The organism is Kitasatospora sp. NPDC053308 (assembly GCF_055585785.1).
Map to the genome: position 1 here is coordinate 460,228 of NZ_JBVJJY010000001.1, position 19,379 is coordinate 479,606.

Below are 19,379 nucleotides of genomic sequence, written 5' to 3' on the forward strand. Positions count from 1 at the left end.
CCCTTCGACGTGTCGGCGCGCTCGGCCCGGGCCGGCGACGCCCGCGCCCCGGCCCGTGGCAGCGACGCCCTCCTTCGGCCCGCGGCAGCGGCCCCGCGCCTCAGCCCGCCGCGGCGACGCCCGCCTCGCCCATCGCGCCGATCCGCCCGAGCAGGTCGACGATCCGGCCCTGGACGTCCTCGGTGGTCGAGCGCTCGGCGAGGAACAGCACCGTCTCGCCGGTGCGCAGCCGGGGCAGTTCGCGCGGGTCGAGGTCGACGGAGGTATAGACCACCAGCGGGGTGCGGTGCAGCCGGTCGTTGGCGCGCAGCCAGTCCAGCAGGCCGACCCGGCGGCGGCGGATCTGCAGCAGGTCCATCACCACCAGGTTGGGCTGCACGCTGCTGGCCCGGGCCACGGCGTCGTTCTCGTCGACCGCGTGCTCGACGTGCATGCCGCGCCGCTCCAGGCTGCTGATCATGGCGGCGGCGATGTCCGGGTCGCTCTCGACCAGCAGGACGCGCGGCGCGTGGTGCTCGCCGTCGCGCGGGGCGAGGGCGCGCAGCAGCACGGCCGGGTCGGCGCCGTACGCGGTGTCCCGGGTGGCCTGGCCGAGGCCGGCGGTGACCAGCACCGGGACGCGGCGGTTGAGCGCCGCGGTGCGCAGGGACTGCAGCGCGGTGCGGGTGATCGGTCCGGTGAGCGGGTCGACGAAGAGGGCGGCCGGGAAGCCGGCGGCCTGGGCGTCCACCTCCTCGCGGGAGCTGACGATCACCGGCAGGTAGCCGCGGGCCTGGAGGGCCTGCTTGGTGGCCGGGTCGGGCTCGGGCCAGACCAGCAGCCGCCGGGTGTTGGCCAGCTCGCCACCGGCGGCCGACGCGTGTTCGGCGGTGGGCCGCTGGTCGGCGGCCGGGAGTTCGGCCATCGGGCGGGGGGCGGTCCTGGCCTCGGCCGGGCCGGACTGCTGCGCGGGGAGCACGGGCACCGACGGGGCGCCGAGCGGCCGCGGCGGGGCGAGCTCGCCCAGGCCGGTGCCGACCGGGCGCGGGCCGGACGGGTCCTCGGCGGCGGGCAGCGCGGACCGGGCGGGCTCCAGCGCGGTGCCGGGGCCGTCCGCGTCCTGGCCGGACGGTGCGGGCAGGGCGGACGGGCCGACGGCGCCCGTCGGCAGGTCGGAGACCGGACCGGGCGGGACGGCCAGTCGGCGGCGGCGTCCGGTCGGCGCGGCGGCCGGCTCGGGCGGCGCGGGTGCGGGGCCGGTCGGCAGGGCGTGCTCCAGACCGGGGTACACCGGGGTGTCGGTCGTCCCGGGCAGGGCGAAGCCGCCGGAGGAGTCCTCGGCGGAGGGCAGGGCGCGGCGCCGGCGGGGCTTGGGTTCGGCCGAGCCCTCCTCCGGGGCGGCCCCGTCGGTCGGGGTGCCGCCCGGCGGGGTGCCGTCGGCGGCCGGGGCCGGGGCGGGGGCCGGGCCGAGCGCGAGCGGCTCGCGTCCGCCGGGCCGCTGCTGGGCCGGCTCGCCCTCGACGGGCACGGCGTAGGCGGGTCCGGAGCGGCCGTCGTCCTTGCCCCACGGGTCGTTCGGCGCACCGTCCGGGCCGGGCAGGCCCTGGCGGCCGTACGCCGGGTCGTTGCCGGTGCCGTTCCACTGCTCGGGGACGGCCCGCTCGACCCGGGCGGGGGCGTTGGGCCACTGGTCGGCGGGACCGTCGGAGGCGGCGGGCGGCGGGGTCTCGTCGGCGGGTCGGCCGCGGCGGCCGCGGCGCTCGGAGGTCCCGGTCTCCCCGGTGGGCGCCCGCTCGGCCTCCGGGGCCGTGCGGCCGGGCCGCTCGTCGGCGGCCGGCTCGGTGTTCCCGGTGGTGCTCGGCAGCTGCGGGATGCCCGGCAGCTCGGGCAGGACGGCGCTGTCGCTCTCCTTGGGCCGGTCGGAGCGGCCCTCGGCGGCGGCGCGTTCGGCGGCGGCCTTCGCGGCGGCCGGGTCCAGCGGCAGTTCGACGACGTACGTGGTGCCCGCCTTGCCCGGCAGCTCGTGCGGCTGGAGCACCCCGCCGTGGCGCTCGACCACCGTGTGGGCTATCGGCAGGTGGACGGGGCTGCCGCCGATGCCGGGGCCGCGGATCTCGATCCGGGCGACCTCGCCTCGCTGGGCGGCGGCCAGCACGACGGTCGGCGGCTCGGGGGCGGGCGGCGGTACGGGGGCCGCGCCGTTGTGGAGACCGGGCACGGCCAGGCCGGGGGAGGGGGAGGTGGGGGCGTCCAGGGCGAAGCCGACACCGCTGACGTCGGCGACCAGGTGGGCCAGCGCCTGCGCCAGCCGTCGCTCGTCGGCGATCACCTCGACCGCGGCCGCGTGCACGGAGAAGCGCACCCGGCCGGGCCCGACCAGCTCACCGGCCTCCTCGACGGCCCGGCGGACCACCCTGTCCAGGGCGACGGGCACCTGCGCCGCGGCCTTCCGGCGGCCCTTGGCGTCCTTGGCCTCCTTGCCGTCCTGGCCGCCCTTGCCGTCCTTGGCCTCCGCGGGGCCGCTCTCGCCGGCCTCGCAGCGCTGGTGGTCGAGGACCCCCTCGATCAGCTTCCCGAAGCGGCGGCACTCGGCGGCCAGCCGACGCAGCGTCCAGTTGGCCTCCGGCCACAGCTGTCCGGCCGGGTCGGCGGCGAGCGCGTCCAGCCGCTGGTTCAGCGCGGTCAGCGCGCCGCCCAGCTCGCTCTCCAGGACGGCGGTGAGGTGTTCGTTGCGGGCGATCAGGGCGAGTTCGCGGCTGCGGTCGGTGAAGGTCATCACCGCGCCGACCAGCTGGTCGCCGTCCCTGACCGGGGCGGTGGTGAGGTCGACGGTGACCGGGCGGCCGTCCTTGCGCCACAGCACGGTGCCGCGCACCCGGTGCTTGCGCCCGGAGGTCAGGGTGTCCAGGAGCGCGGACTCCTCCAGCGCCAGCGGGGTGCCGTCGGCCCGGGAGTGCTGGATCAGCGGGTGCAGCTCGCGCCCGCCCAGCTCGCTCGCCCGGTACTCCAGGATGTGCGCCGCGGCCGGGTTGACCAGCACGCAGCGGCCCTCGAGGTCCACCCCGAGGACGCCCTCGGCGGCGGCCCGCAGGATCATCTCGGTCTGCTTGTGCTGGCGGCGCAGTTCGGCCTCGACCCCGAGCCGGCCGGAGAGGTCGCGGACCAGCAGCAGGAGCAGGTCGGACGAGGACGGCGAGCGGGGGCCCTCGCGGTACGGGTCGTACGGGACGAGCGGGGAGAGCGCGTAGCCGCGGCCGTTGTCGTTGTCGTCGGCGAAGTCGTTGCCGGAGACCTCGACCGGGAAGGTGGTGCCGTCGGTGCGGTGGGCGGTCATCCGGACCGGGCGGTCGAGGGCGTCGCCGTCGCGGGTGGCCGGGCGCATCGAACCGGGGATCCGGCTGGGGTCGAACTCGGGGAGCAGGCCCAGTACGCCCATGCCGACCAACGAGGTGCCCGGCGCCTGCAGTGCCTGGATCGCGGCGCTGTTGGCGTCCACCACGGTGCCGTTGCTGTTCACCAGCAACAACGCGTCGGGCAGGGCGTCGAGTATGGCGGCGAGGCGAGCAGCGCCTCGGATCGGCCTGCTGCTCACGTCGACAGGTCTCCTCGGCTCGGGGCAGCTCCTCCGGAGACGGCAGTATCTCATTCTTCTTTGCGGCGGGGACGACCCGCCTAGTAACGTTGGCGGTGGTTGGTGCCGAGCCCCACGGTTGTGGCATCATCACTGACACACGGAACGGGTCCGCTTCGCGCGGGCGTGGTCCCTGTGGGGAGGCTTCGCCTAGTCCGGTCTATGGCGCCGCACTGCTAATGCGGTTTCGGGGTTATTCCTGATCGAGGGTTCAAATCCCTCAGCCTCCGCCAGTCGGGAGCCCCCGTCGACGATCTTGTCGACGGGGGCTCTTCGCGTTCCCGGGGGTGGTCGGGGCCGTCGGGGCGGGTGCGGGCGGGCCTTTGGCGGGGGCGGGGGCCGGGCCGGGAGGGGCCCCGGGGTAATCGATTTCGCCCCACGTCGCAGGTCATGTAATGTTGTCCCCGCACCGCCCCGGGGGCAACGTTCACCGGGGCGAGCGCTCATAGCTCAACGGATAGAGCACTTGACTACGGATCAAGAGGTTGCAGGTTCGAATCCTGCTGAGCGCACCACAACTCCGCAAGATCGGGTTCGCCCGTTCCTTGCGCTCATAGCTCAACGGATAGAGCACTTGACTACGGATCAAGAGGTTGCAGGTTCGAATCCTGCTGAGCGCACCACAGAGAAGCCCCCGGCCATCGGCCGGGGGCTTCTCGCGTTTCCGGATGCCCCCACCGCCTTCGGGCCGGATCCGTCCGATCGGTGTCGATCACCGCTCCACGGATGACCCGCGGCCGTTCCGGGTGGATCGCGCCCTGCCGCCCGGATGACCGCCGAACGGGTGGGAGGCGGGCAGAACCGCCGGTGTCGCAGGATGACCGGTTCGGGATCGTGCTTCCTTTTTGTCGGATCTTGTGCCTGCCCAGACTGCCCGCCGACCCGGCAGCCGACCGCGAAGGAGAGCCGGATGAGCCGACAGTTCCCCCGCACCGCTGCCGCCCTGGCCGTCCTCACGGCCGGGCTGCTGACCGGCTGGAACGTCCCGCCCGCGGCGGCCCAGCAGACCCCCGACACCTGGTCCGGGGAACACCGGGCGGTGCTGCCCTCCGGCCTCTCCGTGCAGCTCGACTTCGAGGCCGCTCCCGGAGTGCGGGTCACCGCCGGGGCCGGCGAACTGGCGGACCGGGTCGGAGGAGGACGGGCCGCCGCCCTCTACACGGACGGGATCCGCCCCGGGCACCCGGCGCAGACCTTCGAACTCGCCCCGGAGCGTCCGCAGGCGGACGGCTCCTGGCGCACCGCGGGAACGCTCCGGCTGACCTTCTCGCGACCCGTCCGCAATCCCCGGCTGCACCTCAGCGGTCTCGCCGCGGTCGCCGGCGGGAAGTCCGGCACCACGGGGACCGCCACCCGGCTGACGCTCACCGGCGGCTCGCCCACCGCGCCCGTGCTGGTCCACCGCACCGACTTCCCCGGCTGGAAGGTCGACGCCAACACCCTCGCCCCCGCGGGCCAGGACGGCACCGCCGACGGCTCGGACGGCTCGGCTTCCGAGGGCTCACTGGAACTCGCGGGGACGTTCGGCACCGCGGTGTTCCGGGTCGAGCAGCGCTCCACCGCCCGGGCCGGCAGCACCACCGCCCCGCCCGTCCTGCGCCAGGCGTACACCGTCAGCGTCGACGAGGACCTGAGCACCGCGCCGCCGTCCTACGGCAACGCCTCGCACGTGGTCTCCGACCTCTTCCTCGGCGCCGCCGCGACGGGCCCCGGCCGGCGTGACGGCGCCCCGCCCGTCGCCGCCGCGGACGACGAACCGCTGGTCCGGCTGGACCACGGCGCCTCGCTGGCCGGCCTCTTCGCCAGACCCTTCGGCAGTCCTCCGCCGCCCAAGCTCCAGCCCGGCCGCGGCGAGTACCTGGGCGCCGACCCGTCGATCAGCTTCCCCACCGAGGCCGCGATCGGCCGCTACTACCGGGTGACCGTCCCAGTCCGAGTGGGCGACCAGCCGGCCACCCTGGCCGGCTGGATCGACTTCGGGCACACCGGCCGCTTCGAGCCCGCCCAGCGGGTGCAGACCGAGGTCCGGCCCGGCGCCGACACCGCGACCCTGGAGTGGACCGTCCCGTCCGGCGCCGCCTCGGGCGAGACCTGGGCCCGGCTGCGGCTCGGCCGCGACACCAGCCAGCTGGTCTCCTCCGGCGGCTTCGCGGACTCCGGGCAGGTCACCGACCAGCGGATCAAACTGACCGTCGGAGCCGCCCGGCCGGAGATCGCCGAGCCGGTCGACGGCACCGTCCTCTCCGAAGCCCACCCGGAGATCAGCGGTGAGGGCGCGGTGGCCGGCGCCACGATCGAGGTCCGGGAGGGCGACACCGCGCTCTGCAAGGCCACGGTCGGGCGGGACGGCGACTGGTCCTGCCGCCCGGCAGCCGCCCTCGCCGCCGGCCCGCACGGCCTCACCCCGGTGGAGACCACCAGCGGTGGGGTGGTGCTGCGCGGGGAGGCGGTCAAGGTCACCGTGAAGACCGCGCCCCCGGCCGCCCCGGCCCTCACCCTTCCCGCCTACACCAACGACCCCGGGCTGCAGCTCACCGGCACCGGTGACGCGGGCAGCACCGTCTCGGTCACCGAGCGCTCCACGGGCGGCGAGCTGTGCAGCACCGCGGTGCGGACGGACAGCCGGTGGTCCTGCCTGCCGGTCGAGAACCTGACCGAGGGGACGCACCAGCTCACCCCGGTCGCCGTCGACGCGGCGGGGAACCGGACGGCCGGGCCGCCGGCCGCCCTGGTGGTCGACACCGTCCCGCCGGAGCGGCCGGTGCTCGGCTCGCCGGCCCCGGGGGAGACCCTGCGAGTCAGCCGCCCGACCCTCGTCGGACGGGCGGAGCCGGGCACGAACGTGCTGGTCACGGCGGGGTCGAGCGCGATCTCCGACCAGCGGACGGTGCTATGCGGGGCGACGGCGGCCCTCGACGGCAGCTGGACCTGCACCGCGAACCGGGACCTGACGGCCGGGGAGCAATGGCTGACCGTCACGGCCACGGACCCGGCGGGGAACGGGACCTCGGCGGACCCGGTACGGGTCCGGGTCGCCGCCGCGGCGGTCGTGCCCAGCCCGGGGACGCCCAGCCCGGTGGCGTCGGCGGTGCCGAGCCCGGTGGCTTCGGTGTCGGCTGTTCCGAGCGCGGCCGTGTCGAGCCCGGCGGTGCCGAGTCCGTCGGGCTCGGTGTCGGCTTCGGTGTCGGCGGGGCCGAGCACGGCGTCTGCTTCGGCGCTGCCGAGCCCGAGCCCGTCGGTGGTGGCCGTGCCGGAGGTTCCGGTGCTGACTCCGTCGGCGGTGCTGCCGATCGTCGTGCCGCCGGTGGTCGCTCCGCCCGCGGTGCAGAGTCCGGTGGCGTCGGTGTCGGCGTCGGCGGGGCCGAGCCCTGTGGTGGCGAGCCCGTCGGCTTCGGGGTCGGCTGTTTCGAGTGCGGCCGTGTCGAGCCCGGCGGTGCCGAGTCCGTCGGCGTCGGCGTCGACGGTTTCCGGCCCGTCGGCCTCGGTGCCGGTGGCGTCGAGCCCGTCGGCGGCTTCGTCGGGTTCCGCGAAGCCCAGCCCGAGTGCGTCGAGTCCCGGTCCGGGCCCCTCCGCGGTGGCGGCGCCCGAGGTGCCGGCGGGGGTGTTGCCGATCGTCGTGCCGCCGGCCTCGTCCGGTCCGGCGGTGGTTCATTCGGGGACCGCGAAGCCCGGCCCCGCCCCGTCGGGGTCCGTGCTCCCGTCGGCCCCTGCGAGCGCTTCCCCGACCCCGACCTCGACCCCGACCTCGACCCCGAGCCTGACCTCCGCCGTCAGCCCGTCCAGGGCGCCCGTCGCCGCGCCGACCGGTGGACCGTCGCCGTCCGTCCCGGCCGGCGCCGTCGAGGCCGCCGAAGCCGACCCCGTCAAGGGCCCCGCCCGGCCGCTGCCGGTGCCGCCGTCTACGGAGGGCGCGCAGGGTGTGGCGGGGCGGGCCGAGGATTTCGGTTGGCGCGGCGGGCTCGCCGGGATCCTGCTGATGCTCACCGGGATCGGGCTGATCACCCGTCGGGTGTTCGCCCGCGGGCCCGGTGCCAGAAGGCGCTGACCAGCGCCGATCGTCTCGACCATCCGTTCATGTGCCTGCGCGTCAGGTCGGCTTTGGACGATACGTCAGTAAATGTCGACACACCTGGGATCAAATGTCGCATTTGATGACGTATGAACTTAGCCTGACCCTGGCACTGCCCGTCAGATCCGGGCCGCCCGTTGCGCGACACACCGACCCAGAGGACCCGTGCATGGACGTCACCCGCGACTCTTCGCAGCGACCCGACCATCTGTCCGACGCGCTCCCGCCGGCGTTGCCGGAACGTTTCGCCTCCGGCTCCAGCCCGCTGGTCAGAGCCACCGCGATCACGGCGGCCAAGGCCGCCAAGCCGGTCGGCCCGGCCGACAGCGGGCCGCCGACCACTCCGATGGCCGTCGTCCCCGGACCGTCGTCCGCCGCTCCGGCGGACCAGCGGGACCCGCTGGAGACGGGCGGCCAGGAGGCCGTCGGGCTCCTCGACCCCACCCCGGCCGGAGCAACCGTCGGCACCTCCCGGCGCCCGCCGCGCGCCGACCAGGCGCTGCGTGAGCACCGCGCCACCACGCTGCCCGGCTGGACCGCCCTGCTGGTGGTGCTGCTCGGCGTGGTCGGAGTGCTGTTCGTGCTGCTGCGCACCGGCGTGATCCCGCACGGCGACGGGCTGCCCGACCTGCGCGGCGCCGCCACGCGGGTGAGCGGACGGGCGGAGGTGGACACGGCCTCGCTCACCTCGATCGCCGCCGCCGGTCTGCTGGTGTTCTGCGCCCTCAGCGGGCTGCTGGCCAACGCGGGCGGTGAGACCCGGGTGCTGACGTGCTGGGGCCGCTACCGGGGTACCGTCCGCCGGACCGGTCTGGTCTGGGTCAACCCGCTGCTGCGCCGCCACCGGGTGGACGTGCGGCTGCGGCACTGGCGCAGCGAGCCGGTCAAGGCGGTGGACCGGACCGGCACGCCGATCGTGGTCCGGCTGCTGATCGTCTGGCGGGTCAAGGACACCGCGCGGGCGCTGCTGGCGATCGAGGACCACGAGGGCTACCTGCGCGAGCAGGTCCAGGCGGTGCTCACCCGTACCGCGTCCACCCTGCCCTGCGACAGCAACGCGGCACCCGGGCCGGCGCTGCGCGACGGGCAGTGGTTCGCCGACGAGCTGACCAGGGCGCTGGCCGCCGAGGTCGCCCCGGCGGGCCTGGAGGTGTACTCGGCCCAGCCGCTCGGGCTGGACTACGCGCCCGAGGTCGCCGAGTCGATGCGCCGCCGCCGGCTGGCCGACCTGGATGCTGGCCTGCGGACGGTGCTGGTGGACGACGCGGTGGAGGCGGCGGCGCTCGCCGTCCGGCGTCTGGAGCGCGCCACCGCGCACGAACTGGACGAGGCCGCCCGCAGCGCGCTGATGGAGCAGCTGCTGGTCGCCTTCGTCGCCCCGGCCGGAGTGGCCGCCTCGGTACCGCCCCCGGCCGTCCGCGCCGGGCGGAAGGAAGGACGACCCGCATGAGGATAGCCACCGGCGCGTACGCCGAACCCGCTATCGACCTCGCCGAGGACCTCGACCTGATCGACTTCGAGGAGCGTCTCGGCAGCATCCCCGCGATCGACGGCTGCGGCTGCCCGAACTGCGCGCCCCGGCCGCGCACCGCCCCCGGGGCCCCGGCGGCCGGGGGCAGCCGAATACACCGGGCCGTGCGCGGCACCTGCCTGGCCACCACCGTGCTGGCGGGCGCCGGCGTCGTCGGCCTGGCGGCCGGTGCCGGGTCCGCGCACGCCGCCGCGGGGAAGCAGGGCTGGGACGGGTCGAAGTACTGGTTCAAGAACAGCGCGGGTGAGTGGCGCTGGACCCGCCACTACGACGTGTACGCGAGCCGCACCGGTCGCTCGGGCGGCTCGGGCGGCTCCACCGGCTCGGGCGCCCAGGCCGTCTCGAACGGCTCGGCCTCCTCGGACGGGATGCGCCAGGGGTGGGACGGGTCGAAGTACTGGTTCAAGAACAGCAGCGGTGAGTGGCGCTGGACCAGCCACTACGACGTCTACCTGGACCGCACCGGCCGGTCCGGTGACGGGTCGGCCCCGGACCGGCCGGTGAGCCGGCCCTCCTCGGACACCGCGCCGGCCTCCGGGAACAAGGAGGCGGCCGTCGACTACGCGCTCGCCCAGTTGGGCAAGCCGTACGTCTGGGGCGGCGACGGCCCGTACGGCTACGACTGCTCCGGGCTGGTGCAACAGGCCTTCCAGCGCGCGGGGATAGACCTGCCGCGGGTGGCCGACGACCAGTACGCGGCGACCACGCCGATCAGCGCGGGGCAGCTGCGCCGCGGTGACCTGGTGTTCTGGTCGAACAGCGGCCGGGCCTCGGGGATCCACCACGTGGGGATATACCTGGGCGGCGGCACGTTCGTGGAGGCACCACGGCCGGGCAAGACCATCCGGATCTCGACCCTCAACGCGGGCTACTACCCGACCCACTTCGGGCGGCCGTAGCGCCGGACGGGCACCGGGCCCCCGACAGCACTGCGCCGTCGGGGGCCCGGTGGCGTGCTCAGACGGCGGAGGCCTCGTCCAGCAGGGCGGTCTGCGCCGGGGTGAGCGCGAGCGTGGCGCCGGCCAGCAGCGGGGGGAGCTGCTCGACGGTGCGGGCGCTGGCGATCGGGGCGGCGACGGTGGGGCGGGCGGCGAGCCAGGCGAGGGCGACGGAGGCGGGTTCGACCCCGTGTTCGGCGGCGACGGTGTCCAGCGCCTCCAGCACCTTGGGGCCGCGCGGTTCGGCCAGGTAGCGGGCGGCGCCCTCGGCGCGGGCGCTGTCCACACCGGGGCCGCCCGGGCGGTACTTGCCGGTCAGGAAGCCGGAGGCGAGCGCGTAGTACGGGACGGTGGCCAGTCCGTGCTCGGCGACCACCTCGGCCAGCGGGCCCTCGAAGGTGTCGCGCGAGACCAGGTTGTAGTGCGGCTGGACGGCGACGTACTTCGCCAGGCCCTCGCGCTCGGCGAAGGCCAGTGCCTCGGACAGCCGCGCGGCACCGATGTTGGAGGCGGCGACGGCCCGGACCTTGCCCTCGCGGACCAGCTCGTCCAGTGCGGTGACGAACTCCTCGACGGGGGTGTCGTCGTCCCGGTGGGTGTAGTACAGGTCGATCCGCTCGACGCCGAGGCGGCGCAGCGAGGCCTCGGCCGCCGCCTTGACGGTGGCCGCGCCCAGGCCGCTGGCCTCGGGGTGCATGCCGACCTTGGTGGCGATCACGATGTCGTCGCGGTTGCCGCGGCTGCGCAGCCAGTTGCCGAGGACGGTCTCGGACTCGCCACCGGTGTTGCCCGGGGCCCAGGCCGAGTAGACGTCGGCGGTGTCCACGAAGTTGCCGCCGGCGGCCGCGTAGGCGTCCAGGACGGCGAAGGACTGCTGCTCGTCGGCCGTCCAGCCGAAGACGTTGCCGCCGAGGGCGAGCGGGAAGACGGACAGGTCGGAGGTGCCGAGGCTCACCCGGCTGTGGATTCCGGTCATGAACGCAGTCAACCCGGTCCCGCGGCGGCGCATTCCGTCCGTCGCACGGTGTTCACGAGCCCGTCGCACCGTCGTCGCACACCGGGTGGTGCGCCGGCGCGGAGGGGGTCCGGGCTGTGCCTGAGGTGGGCCGATTCGTTAGAGTCCCTGCCATGGCTGACAACGACTACGACCCCGCCGGCAGCACCCAGATGTTCCGGGCGTTCGTCGAGGAGACCCCGGCTCGTCAGGAGCAGGGCACCGTTTCCACCTACGGCCGCAGCGGCGGCGGCAGCCGGACCGGCGTGATCGCGCTGGTCGCCGTCGTCGCTCTGGCCGTGCTCGGCGCCGTCATCTGGCTGGCGGTCAAGTGACCCTCGCGCGGGTGACCCTCGTCCGGGTCACCCGCGCGACGGGAGACGGCGACAACCTCAACAGGGCTTGCGCCAGGCGTTCAGTTCGAGCTTCTTCTGCATCGAACTGAAGCCCAGCGACTTGGTCTTGGCACAGAACCGGTCCGTGTCGAGCTTGTACTCGACGTGGAAGACCGCCTTGCCCGCCTTGATGAACGGCGCCACGCGGTCGCACTCGTCGAACTGCGAGCACTCCTCGTTGACCGCGAAGTCGAAGTCCGGCAGCAGCGCGGGGATCTGGTCCAGGTCGTTCTTCAGGCCGATGGCCAGGCCGCGCTCGTGCGCGAGCTGGGCCAGCATCCGGTTGTACTTGAGCTGGTCGTCGGGCGTCAGCGGGAAGCCGCTGTTCTGGTTGTAGGCCTCGATGGTGTCCGGCTCGATGGCGTCGAAGCCCTTGCTCTTGCACATATCGAAGCGGGCGGCCATCAGCGGCTTCAGCTCGTCGAGCTTGCGGATGTCGAACCACTTCTCGCCCTTCCAGCCGGTGTCCGAGCCCTGCAGCGCCTTGGCGAAGGCGGAGGAGTCGGGGCGGAAGTTCTCCCAGGAGCCGGCGTTGATGTAGCAGATCACCTTGCGGCCCTTGGCGTGCAGCGCGGCCACCACCGAGGCGTCGTTCTCGAAGCCGTCGATGTCGTAGACCGGCACGTCCACCGACTGGTCCACGGTGCCGCCGAGCTGCCACTGCCAGGCCAGGCCCGGGGTGGGCTGCCAGCGGGCGCCGGCCGGGGGCGGGGCGGTGGTGCCCGGCGGGGTGGTGCCCGGGGGAGTGGTGCCGCCCGGCGTGCCCGGGGCCGTGCTCGTGGCGGGGGCGCTGGGCGAGCTGGGGGCGGGCGTGCCGTCCGGGGTGCCCGGGGCGGGGGTGCCGGGGGTGGTCGGGGCGGTGGCCGCGGGCGGGGTGCTGGGAGAGCCGTCGGCCGAGTCGTCGTCGTCCTCCGAACCGGAGCTGCTGCACGAGGTGGCCAGCAGGGCGGTGGCGGTGGCGAGGGCCAGGGCGGCCGGCAGGAGCCGGTTACGGCGGTTCACGGTAGTCGAACTCCGCATCGAGTCAGGTCAGTTCAGCGGCGGTCAGGCCGTACGGCAGGGTGCGCCAGGGGTTCTCCCCGGCCCCGGGTACGGCGCAGCCCACGCCTGCCCGGCGGGCGGCGATCAGAGCGGTGGCGTCCTGGGCGTGTTCGACCGGGACGTCGTAGACCAGGTGGCAGAAGCGGGAGGCCGCGTGCCGGGCGGTCCACAGCGGTTGCGTCATGGAGCGGTAGGTGTCCCAGTCGCCCTCGAAGGTGACCAGCAGGTCGGCGAGCCCGACCTCGGCGTAGCCCGGATCCGGGTGCTCGCCGTGGCCGAAGATCACGGTGCCGCAGCCGGCCGCGCGGGCCGCCGTGGCGAGGCGCCGGTAGTGCGCCAACGCGCCCGGGTGGGTGGCCACCTGGTCGAGGTAGACACCGGTGATGCCGTGTCGCTGACGGTACGTCAGGATGTCGGCGACCACGGCCGCGTGGGGCCGGCGTCCGTAGTCGGTGTCGGTGTACCCGACCAGCGGCAGGCCGGCCGCGCGGAGTTCGTCGGCGGCCTCGGCGAAGACGTTGTCCGGGACCTCGCCGGGGCCGTCGGCGAGGTTGAGGACGACGGCGGCGATCCGGTCGGGGTCGGCGGCGGCGACCGCCCGCCAGGCCGCCGGGTCCACCGCGGGGTGGACGTACAGCGGCACCAGCAGGCGGCCGTCGGGGTGACCGGCGGTCATCGGACCACCGGGGCCGGTACGGGCTCGGCGGTGCTGAGCCACAGGTCGCGCAGGGTGTCGGCGAGGTCGGTCCGCGGGCGCCAGCCGAGCTCCCGGGCGGCGGCCGAGACGTCGGCCTGCTGCCAGGAGACCGCGGCGGAACGCTCGGAACCCGCCCCGCTCTCGTCGATCCGGCCGGTGAAGCCGGCCGCGGCGACCAGGCCGTCGGCGATCGCCCGGACCTGCTTGGCCTGCCCGGAGGCGAGGTTGAGCACCCGGGGGAGCGGCCGGTCGGCCGTGACGGCCAGGCCGACGGCCTCGGCGACGTCCCGGGCGTCGACGAAGTCACGGTAGGCGGAGAGGTCCCCGACCGTGATCACTCCGTCGGCGCCCTCGGGCGCCACCCGGCGCAGCTCGGCGGCCAGCCGACCCGGCAGCGAGCCCGCCGGGGCGCCGGGACCGACCGGGTTGAACACCCGCAGCACCACGGCGTCCAGCGCCGAGCCGGCCACCGCGAGGGAGCCGGCCAGCTTGGTCGCCCCGTACACGCCGACCGGGCGGGCGTCCGCGTCCTCGGGCAGCGAGCTGCCCTCGGCGCAGACGCCGTACTCGCCGGCCGACCCGATGTGCACCAGGCGGGCCTTCGGGGCGCCGAGCTGCAGCGCCTCGCAGAGCACCGCCGGGCCGCGGGCGTTCACCTCGGCGAGCTTGACCGCGCTGCCGGCCACCGCGCCGGCGAAGTTGACCACCGCGTCGGGGGCCAGCGCGGCCAGTTCCTCGCCGAGCGGGCCGGCCTGGGCGGTGGCCAGGTCCAGCCGGAGGTCGTGGGTGGGCCGCCGGCCCGCGGTCAGCACGGTGGCACCGGGCAGTGACCGCAGGACGGTGGTGGCGTGACGGCCCAGGAAGCCGTCGCCGCCGAGGAGCAGGATTCTCACGCGGCCCGTCCGTCGCTCTCGGCGCCCGCGACGACGGGCTCGTCGGCCGTCTCGTCGGAGGCGGTGCGGGCGGCCGGGACCGGGAGCTCCGCGACGCCCGGCAGGGTGCCGGTCGACTCGAACGGCATGAGGACCGGCCGGATGGAGGAGAACTCGGCGTTGGCCCGGTCGTAGTCGTCCGGGCGGCCGATGTCCAGCCAGTAGCCGCCGAACTCGTAGGCGGCCGGCGGGGTCTTGGCGGCGAGCAGGTCCAGCACCAGCTCGTCGAAGCCCAGCGGCAGGCCGGGGGTGTACTTGGCGAGCGCCGAGCGCGAGACGCCGTACACGCCCATCGAGACGCGGTAGTCGATGCTGGGCTTCTCCTGGAAGCCGGTGATCGAGCCGGAGGCGGTGGTCAGCACGCCGAAGTCGATCTTGACCTGGCGGGCGTAGGTGGCGATGGTCAGCGGGGCGCCGGACGCCTCGTGGTGCTTGAGCACCCCGGCGAAGTCCAGGTCGGTCAGGATGTCGCCGTTCATCACCAGGAAGTGCTCGGGCAGGCGGTCCTGCATGGTGAGCAGCGGGCCCATGGTGCCGAGCGGGCTGTCCTCGACGGCGTAGCCGACCCGCAGGCCCCACTGGGAGCCGTTGCCGACGTAGGCGCGGATGATGTGGCCGAGGTGGCCGATGGCCAGGGTGACGGTCTTGAAGCCCGCGGCGGCGAGCTGTCGCATCACGATCTCCAGGATCGCGTGCTGGTCGCCGATCGGAACGAGCGGCTTGGGAAGCGCGGTGGTGTACGGGCGGAGGCGGACGCCCTTACCGCCGGCCAGGATCACTGCGTGCATGGTTTTTCCCCCACGGAAAGGATGTGCAGGCCACGAACCTTGGTTACCGGGACGAGCATGATCGAGGAGACGTCAGACGTTGTAGATGTCCGTCTTGTAGCGGGCCAGGTTGGCCGGGTCGCGGAAGAACTCGATGGTCTGCTCCAGGCCCTGCTCCAGGCTGAACCGCGGCGCCCAGCCGGTGGCCTCGCGCAGCCGGGTCGCGTCCGCGACCAGGCGCATGACCTCGGAGTTGGTCGGACGGATGCGCTGCTCGTCCTCCTTCACCACCAGGTCGACGCCCATCAGCTTGCCGACCAGGGTGACCAGGTCGCCGACCGAGATCTCGCCGCCGGTGCCGGCGTTGAAGGTGCGGCCGACCACCGTCTCGGCGGGCGCGGTGCCCACCGTGCGGAAGGCGTTGGCGGTGTCCTTGACGAACATGAAGTCGCGGGTCGGGCGCAGGTCGCCGAGGGTGATCTCGGTCTGGCCGGCGGCGACCTGGGCGATCACGGTGGGGATGACGGCGCGCATCGACTGGCGCGGGCCGAAGGTGTTGAACGGGCGCAGCGTGACGACCGGGGTCTCGAAGCTGGCGTGGTAGCTGTCGGCCAGCCGGTCCCCGCCGGCCTTGGAGGCGGCGTACGGGGACTGGGTGTTGATCGGGTGGTCCTCGGTGATCGGCACGGTCTGCGCGGTGCCGTAGGTCTCGCTGGTGGAGGTGTGCACCAGGCGCGGGATCTCCTGGTGGCGCACCGCCTCCAGCACGTTCAGGGTGCCGGTGACGTTGGTGTCCACGTACGAGTGGGGAGCGCGGTAGGAGTACGGGATGGCGATCAGGGCGGCCAGGTGGTAGACCGCCTCGGTGCCCTTGACCAGGCCGTTGACCGAGCCCGGGTCCCGGACGTCGCCCAGGACGATCTCGACCGAGTCCAGCACCTCCTCGGACAGGGTCTCCAGCCACCCGAAGGAGGAGAAGGAGTTGTACTGGACCATCGCGCGGACGTGATGCCCGTCGGCCACGAGGGTCTCGACGAGGTGGGAGCCGATGAAGCCCTCGGCTCCGGTAACCGCGACGCTGCTCATGCGGGGGTTCGCTTTCTCGATCTGCCGTGGCGGCCGGACGCTCTGTGGTGGTCGGCCGCCGTCGGCGTGGGTTGGTGTGTCAGGTGAGGCGGGTACGGCGGTGCACGCGCGGGGCGCGTGCACCGGATCAGCGGTGCTGGGTGGTGCGGCCGAGCGCGGGCCCGGCGATGGCGGTGAGGATGACGGCCGCCGTCCCGCAGCCGATGAGCTGCAGGACGATCGGATCCGCACCGGTCAGCAGCCCGGTGCTCTCGGCACCCGCAGCGGCCAGACAGATGAGGGCGGTGCTCCAGCTGAACCCGAAGGCGTTCAGCAGCAGCGCCAGCCAGAGCGAGCCGCCGAGGAGCAGCATCGCGCCGAGCTGCGGGACGCCGAGCGCGGGGGCGCCGGGCCACAGCACGGTCGCGGCGGCGTCCAGCGCGGCCACGGTGGTGAGGTAGATGAACAGGCAGCCGAGCAGGATCCCGCCGGTGCGGCGGCTGAACTGGCCGGTGGTGTGGCTGGTGCGCAGTGCGGCCACCGCCATCGCCCGGTAGCGGAAGAGCAGCCACTCGGCGAGGCCGAGACTGAGCGTCAGCGCGATCATGGCCGGGCCGGTCGGGGTGGCCGACGCCCCCGGCGCGGGGTGGCCGCCGGTCTGCACGGCCTGGTGGATGGTCGTGCCCAGGCCGGCGATCAGCGTCAGCGCGCCGCAGGCCAGTCCGAACAGCAGGTGCGGTACCTCCTGGCGCAGCGGCAGCTTCAGCGCCACGGCGTCGCGGTCGCCGCCCCGGATGCAGACCAGCAGCTCCCGGACGGCCAGCCCGACGGCCAGCAGCAGCGAGGCGAGCAGCACGACCGTACGGACCATCTGCGGGACGTCCGCGGCCAGCACCACGCCCGCACCGACCGAGGCCGGGGCCAGCGCCACCAGCAGGAACTTCTCCCGCCCGAGCACCAGCAGCACGGTGGCCGCGCCCAGGTAGCAGGACTGCCCGGCGGCGAAGCACAGCGCCCCGAGCGGCCCGCCCACCACGTACGCGGCGGTGGCCGCGATCAGCGCGCCGAGTGGTGCGCCGACGGCCAGGCAGACCGCGGCCTCCCGGCGGCGGAGCCGGCCCAGCCAGCGGTACGAGCGGTGCGCCAGGGCCTGGTTGAAGCCCCAGCTGACCAGCGTGGCGATCGACAGCGCGAGCATGCCCGAGGGCAGGCCGAAGCGCATCCGGGTGGTCGCGAACAGGTTGGCGCCGAGCAGGTAGCCGAGCCCGGGCAGGGCGAACACCAGGCCGCGCACGACGCAGCGCCACGGGTCGGCCCGCCAGGGGTTGGCGAACTCGGAGCCTTGGCCGGGGTAGCGGCGCTCGACCTTCTCGAACAGCTCCTCGGCCACGGTGAACGCGTCGGGGCGCCCGTACAGCAGGGCTGCCTGCTCGTCCGAGAGGCCGTCGGACTCCAGGAAGGCCGCGATCTCGTACGGGTGGACGGCGTCGGCGCAGATGTCGTGCAGGCGCTCGGCGAGTTCGTCCAGCGGGTCCGCGGAGAGGTCGAGCTGCTCCGCGGGCTCGGGCTCGGGCTCGGGCGGGGCCGGCCGGCGGCGCTTGAGCGGCAGCGTGCGCAGCTGCACCGTCCGCTCGGAGCCGCCTTCGTCCGGGACAAGGCGCAGGGGACCGCTCATGCGCCGCCCCCCTCGTTTCGTTCGGCGGCCGCTTCGCGGGACGCGCGCCTCTTGGTGGTCCGCTCGTTCACGCGCCCACCTCGCTGGGCTCGGGGCGGGCGGCCAGCGGCTGGTCCCAGTCGGAGCTGGGGACCTGGTCGGTGACGGCGACCATGCCGCCGGGCATCCAGCGGGAGGTGCCCAGGAGCTCGGTGTAGATGCCGCGGAAGCCGTCGATGTTCTGGCGGAGCGTGAACTGCTCGATCACCCGCAGCCGGGCGCCCTCGCCGAGCCGGGCGCGCCGTTCGGCGTCGCGCAGCAGCTCGATCGCGGCGGCCGCCATCGGCTCGGGCTCCCGCGGCGGGACGACCAGGCCGGTGTCGCCGACGGCCTCGCGCACGCCGCCGACGTCGGTGGAGACGGTCGCGCGGCCGCAGGACATGGCCTCGATCAAGGTGAACGGGAAGCCCTCGCTGATGCTGGAGAGCATGACCACGTTCCCCGCCGCGTACGCGTCGGTGATGTCGGCGACGCGGCCCTCGAAGGCCACCGAGTCGGCTATGCCGAGCTCGGCGGCCAGGGCTATGCAGCGGTCCCGGTACGCCTCGCCGCCCTTCGGCGTGCCCCCGAAGAGCCGCAGCCGCGCCTCGGGGATCTCGCGCTGGACGATGGCGAAGGCCCGGATCAGCGTCTCCAGGTCCTTGATCGGGTCGACCCGGCCGGCCCAGCTGAGGGTCGGGGTCTCGGGTTCGGGGCCGGCCGGCGGGAAGGCCGCCGGGTCCACCCCGTTGTAGACGGTGCGGATGTGCGCGGACGGCGTGCCGCCGCGCTCCTCCCAGCGCCGGTTGTAGCGGTTGCCGGGGGTGACCAGCGCGGCCACCCGGTAGCTCTCCTCGGCGAGCATCCGGTAGAAGCCGAGCAGCAGCGCCTTGACCGGCCAGCGGTACGGGCCGGTGCGGTAGCCGAGGTAGCGCTCGCGCAGGTAGATGCCGTGCTCGGTGAGCAGGAACGGTACGCCGTACTGCTGGGCGGCGATCAGCCCGGGCAGGGTGGCGAGGCCGCCGCTGGCCGCGTGCGCGACGCCGTCCTTCGGCGGCTCGACCGAGAGCGGCCGCAGGGCGTGCTCCAGCAGGTCGGTCGCGTTCAGGGCGTCGTGCAGCGTGGGCCGGGAGACGGCGGTGGGCAGGTAGTCCCGGGTCCACACGTGCTGGAGGGTGCGCAGCGCGCGCTCGCTGCGCAGCGCGGGGCTGAGCAGCCCGCGCCGGGCGAGGTCGGCGAAGCCGTACAGCTCCGTGCCGAAGTGCGTGGTGTAGACCGGGTCGAGGATGGAGTGCAGGAAGCGCTCGTACGCGTTGAGGAAGCGCCGCATCTCCTTGCCGCGGGGCGGGGCGGCCTCGGAGGCCGGGCCCCACAGGGGAGCGGTCGTGACCGACTTGACGTTGGCGGGCAGCTCCCAGGCCAGGGCTTCGTGGCCGGTTCCGGTGACGGCGATGACGTCGAAGTCGACGTCCGGCATGCCTTGAACGAGCTGGTCGCACCAGACACTCACGCCGCCGTGCTGGTGCGGATACGTCCCCTCGGTGAGCAGGGTGACGCGCATTCCTGTCCCCCCTCCTGTTCTTGCGTCGGTTCCGGCCTGGGTGGCCGGAACGGGAGCCGTGGCGGGGCCGGGCCGGTTGCCCGGTC

General features: G+C 74.6%; 12 protein-coding genes, 3 tRNA genes and 1 pseudogene. 7 read left to right on the top strand and 9 right to left on the bottom strand.

What is annotated here, in order from left to right:
• Window positions 1-100: 100 nt before the first annotated feature.
• A complete protein-coding gene (locus ACZ6Y7_RS02110) occupies window positions 101-3,571 on the bottom strand; it encodes a hybrid sensor histidine kinase/response regulator (protein ID WP_465755943.1) in 3,471 nt (1,156 codons plus the stop codon).
• A gap of 178 nt (window positions 3,572-3,749) precedes the next feature.
• Between ACZ6Y7_RS02110 and ACZ6Y7_RS02115 the strand changes: the two genes are divergently transcribed.
• From ACZ6Y7_RS02115 to ACZ6Y7_RS02140, 6 genes are all read left to right on the top strand, one after another.
• Window positions 3,750-3,843 (top strand) — tRNA-Ser (locus ACZ6Y7_RS02115).
• Between the two features lie 206 nt (window positions 3,844-4,049).
• Window positions 4,050-4,125 (top strand) — tRNA-Arg (locus ACZ6Y7_RS02120).
• A 32-nt stretch (window positions 4,126-4,157) separates the two neighbouring features.
• Window positions 4,158-4,233: transfer RNA gene (locus tag ACZ6Y7_RS02125), tRNA-Arg, on the top strand.
• A gap of 287 nt (window positions 4,234-4,520) precedes the next feature.
• On the top strand, window positions 4,521-7,655 hold the full coding sequence (locus ACZ6Y7_RS02130; RefSeq protein ID WP_465755944.1) for an Ig-like domain-containing protein: 3,135 nt from the start codon (window positions 4,521-4,523) through the stop codon (window positions 7,653-7,655).
• 193 nt (window positions 7,656-7,848) lie between these two features.
• Window positions 7,849-9,129 carry an SPFH domain-containing protein gene (locus tag ACZ6Y7_RS02135; RefSeq protein ID WP_465755945.1) on the top strand — a complete coding sequence of 427 codons (1,281 nt, stop codon included), beginning with the start codon at window positions 7,849-7,851 and terminating at the stop codon, window positions 9,127-9,129.
• Window positions 9,126-10,109, top strand: coding sequence for a C40 family peptidase (locus ACZ6Y7_RS02140; RefSeq protein ID WP_465755946.1), 984 nt, complete (start codon window positions 9,126-9,128; stop codon window positions 10,107-10,109). Before ACZ6Y7_RS02135 ends, ACZ6Y7_RS02140 begins: the two co-directional genes overlap by 4 nt.
• Window positions 10,110-10,167: 58 nt before the next feature.
• On the opposite strand, the gene ACZ6Y7_RS02145 is transcribed toward ACZ6Y7_RS02140, so the two are convergent.
• On the bottom strand, window positions 10,168-11,124 hold the full coding sequence (locus ACZ6Y7_RS02145) for an aldo/keto reductase (protein WP_465755947.1): 957 nt from the start codon (window positions 11,122-11,124) through the stop codon (window positions 10,168-10,170).
• 152 nt (window positions 11,125-11,276) lie between these two features.
• On the opposite strand from ACZ6Y7_RS02145, the gene ACZ6Y7_RS02150 reads away from it, so the two are divergent.
• Window positions 11,277-11,477 carry a hypothetical protein gene (locus ACZ6Y7_RS02150; RefSeq protein WP_465755948.1) on the top strand — a complete coding sequence of 67 codons (201 nt, stop codon included), beginning with the start codon at window positions 11,277-11,279 and terminating at the stop codon, window positions 11,475-11,477.
• Between the two features lie 57 nt (window positions 11,478-11,534).
• On the opposite strand, the gene ACZ6Y7_RS02155 is transcribed toward ACZ6Y7_RS02150, so the two are convergent.
• The 7 genes and pseudogenes from ACZ6Y7_RS02155 to pelF all read right to left on the bottom strand — a co-directional run bounded on the left by ACZ6Y7_RS02155 (window position 11,535) and on the right by pelF (window position 19,293).
• Window positions 11,535-12,539, bottom strand: a complete 1,005-nt coding sequence (locus ACZ6Y7_RS02155; protein ID WP_465755949.1) for an endo alpha-1,4 polygalactosaminidase — start codon at window positions 12,537-12,539, stop codon at window positions 11,535-11,537.
• A gap of 22 nt (window positions 12,540-12,561) precedes the next feature.
• Window positions 12,562-13,254: a spherulation-specific family 4 protein gene (locus tag ACZ6Y7_RS02160; RefSeq protein ID WP_465755950.1), complete on the bottom strand. Its 693-nt coding sequence runs from the start codon at window positions 13,252-13,254 to the stop codon at window positions 12,562-12,564.
• Window positions 13,251-14,168 (bottom strand): NAD-dependent epimerase/dehydratase family protein, encoded by a 918-nt coding sequence (locus tag ACZ6Y7_RS02165; protein WP_465755951.1) that lies wholly within the window; start codon window positions 14,166-14,168, stop codon window positions 13,251-13,253. The genes ACZ6Y7_RS02160 and ACZ6Y7_RS02165 overlap by 4 nt, the downstream gene beginning before the upstream one ends.
• Before the next feature lie 125 nt (window positions 14,169-14,293).
• Window positions 14,294-14,995 (bottom strand): annotated as a pseudogene (locus ACZ6Y7_RS02170) (nucleotidyltransferase family protein); the annotation flags it as partial.
• 72 nt (window positions 14,996-15,067) lie between these two features.
• Entirely contained in the window at window positions 15,068-16,060 is a 993-nt protein-coding gene (locus ACZ6Y7_RS02175; protein ID WP_465755952.1) for an SDR family NAD(P)-dependent oxidoreductase, read from the bottom strand.
• A gap of 127 nt (window positions 16,061-16,187) precedes the next feature.
• Entirely contained in the window at window positions 16,188-17,714 is a 1,527-nt protein-coding gene (locus ACZ6Y7_RS02180) for a hypothetical protein (RefSeq protein ID WP_465755953.1), read from the bottom strand.
• Between the two features lie 67 nt (window positions 17,715-17,781).
• Window positions 17,782-19,293, bottom strand: coding sequence for a GT4 family glycosyltransferase PelF (pelF, locus tag ACZ6Y7_RS02185; protein ID WP_402220102.1), 1,512 nt, complete (start codon window positions 19,291-19,293; stop codon window positions 17,782-17,784).
• Between the last annotated feature and the right edge of the window lie 86 nt (window positions 19,294-19,379).

Excerpts from the sequence above, each read along its gene's own strand:
- ACZ6Y7_RS02130 (WP_465755944.1), top strand. The coding sequence starts at position 4,521 with ATGAGCCGACAGTTCCCCCGCACCGCTGCCGCCCTGGCCGTCCTCACG.
- ACZ6Y7_RS02135 (WP_465755945.1), top strand. The coding sequence starts at position 7,849 with ATGGACGTCACCCGCGACTCTTCGCAGCGACCCGACCATCTGTCCGAC.
- ACZ6Y7_RS02140 (WP_465755946.1), top strand. The coding sequence starts at position 9,126 with ATGAGGATAGCCACCGGCGCGTACGCCGAACCCGCTATCGACCTCGCC.
- ACZ6Y7_RS02145 (WP_465755947.1), bottom strand. The coding sequence starts at position 11,124 with ATGACCGGAATCCACAGCCGGGTGAGCCTCGGCACCTCCGACCTGTCC.
- ACZ6Y7_RS02150 (WP_465755948.1), top strand. The coding sequence starts at position 11,277 with ATGGCTGACAACGACTACGACCCCGCCGGCAGCACCCAGATGTTCCGG.
- ACZ6Y7_RS02160 (WP_465755950.1), bottom strand. The coding sequence starts at position 13,254 with ATGACCGCCGGTCACCCCGACGGCCGCCTGCTGGTGCCGCTGTACGTC.
- ACZ6Y7_RS02175 (WP_465755952.1), bottom strand. The coding sequence starts at position 16,060 with ATGAGCAGCGTCGCGGTTACCGGAGCCGAGGGCTTCATCGGCTCCCAC.
- ACZ6Y7_RS02180 (WP_465755953.1), bottom strand. The coding sequence starts at position 17,714 with ATGAGCGGTCCCCTGCGCCTTGTCCCGGACGAAGGCGGCTCCGAGCGG.
- pelF (WP_402220102.1), bottom strand. The coding sequence starts at position 19,293 with ATGCGCGTCACCCTGCTCACCGAGGGGACGTATCCGCACCAGCACGGC.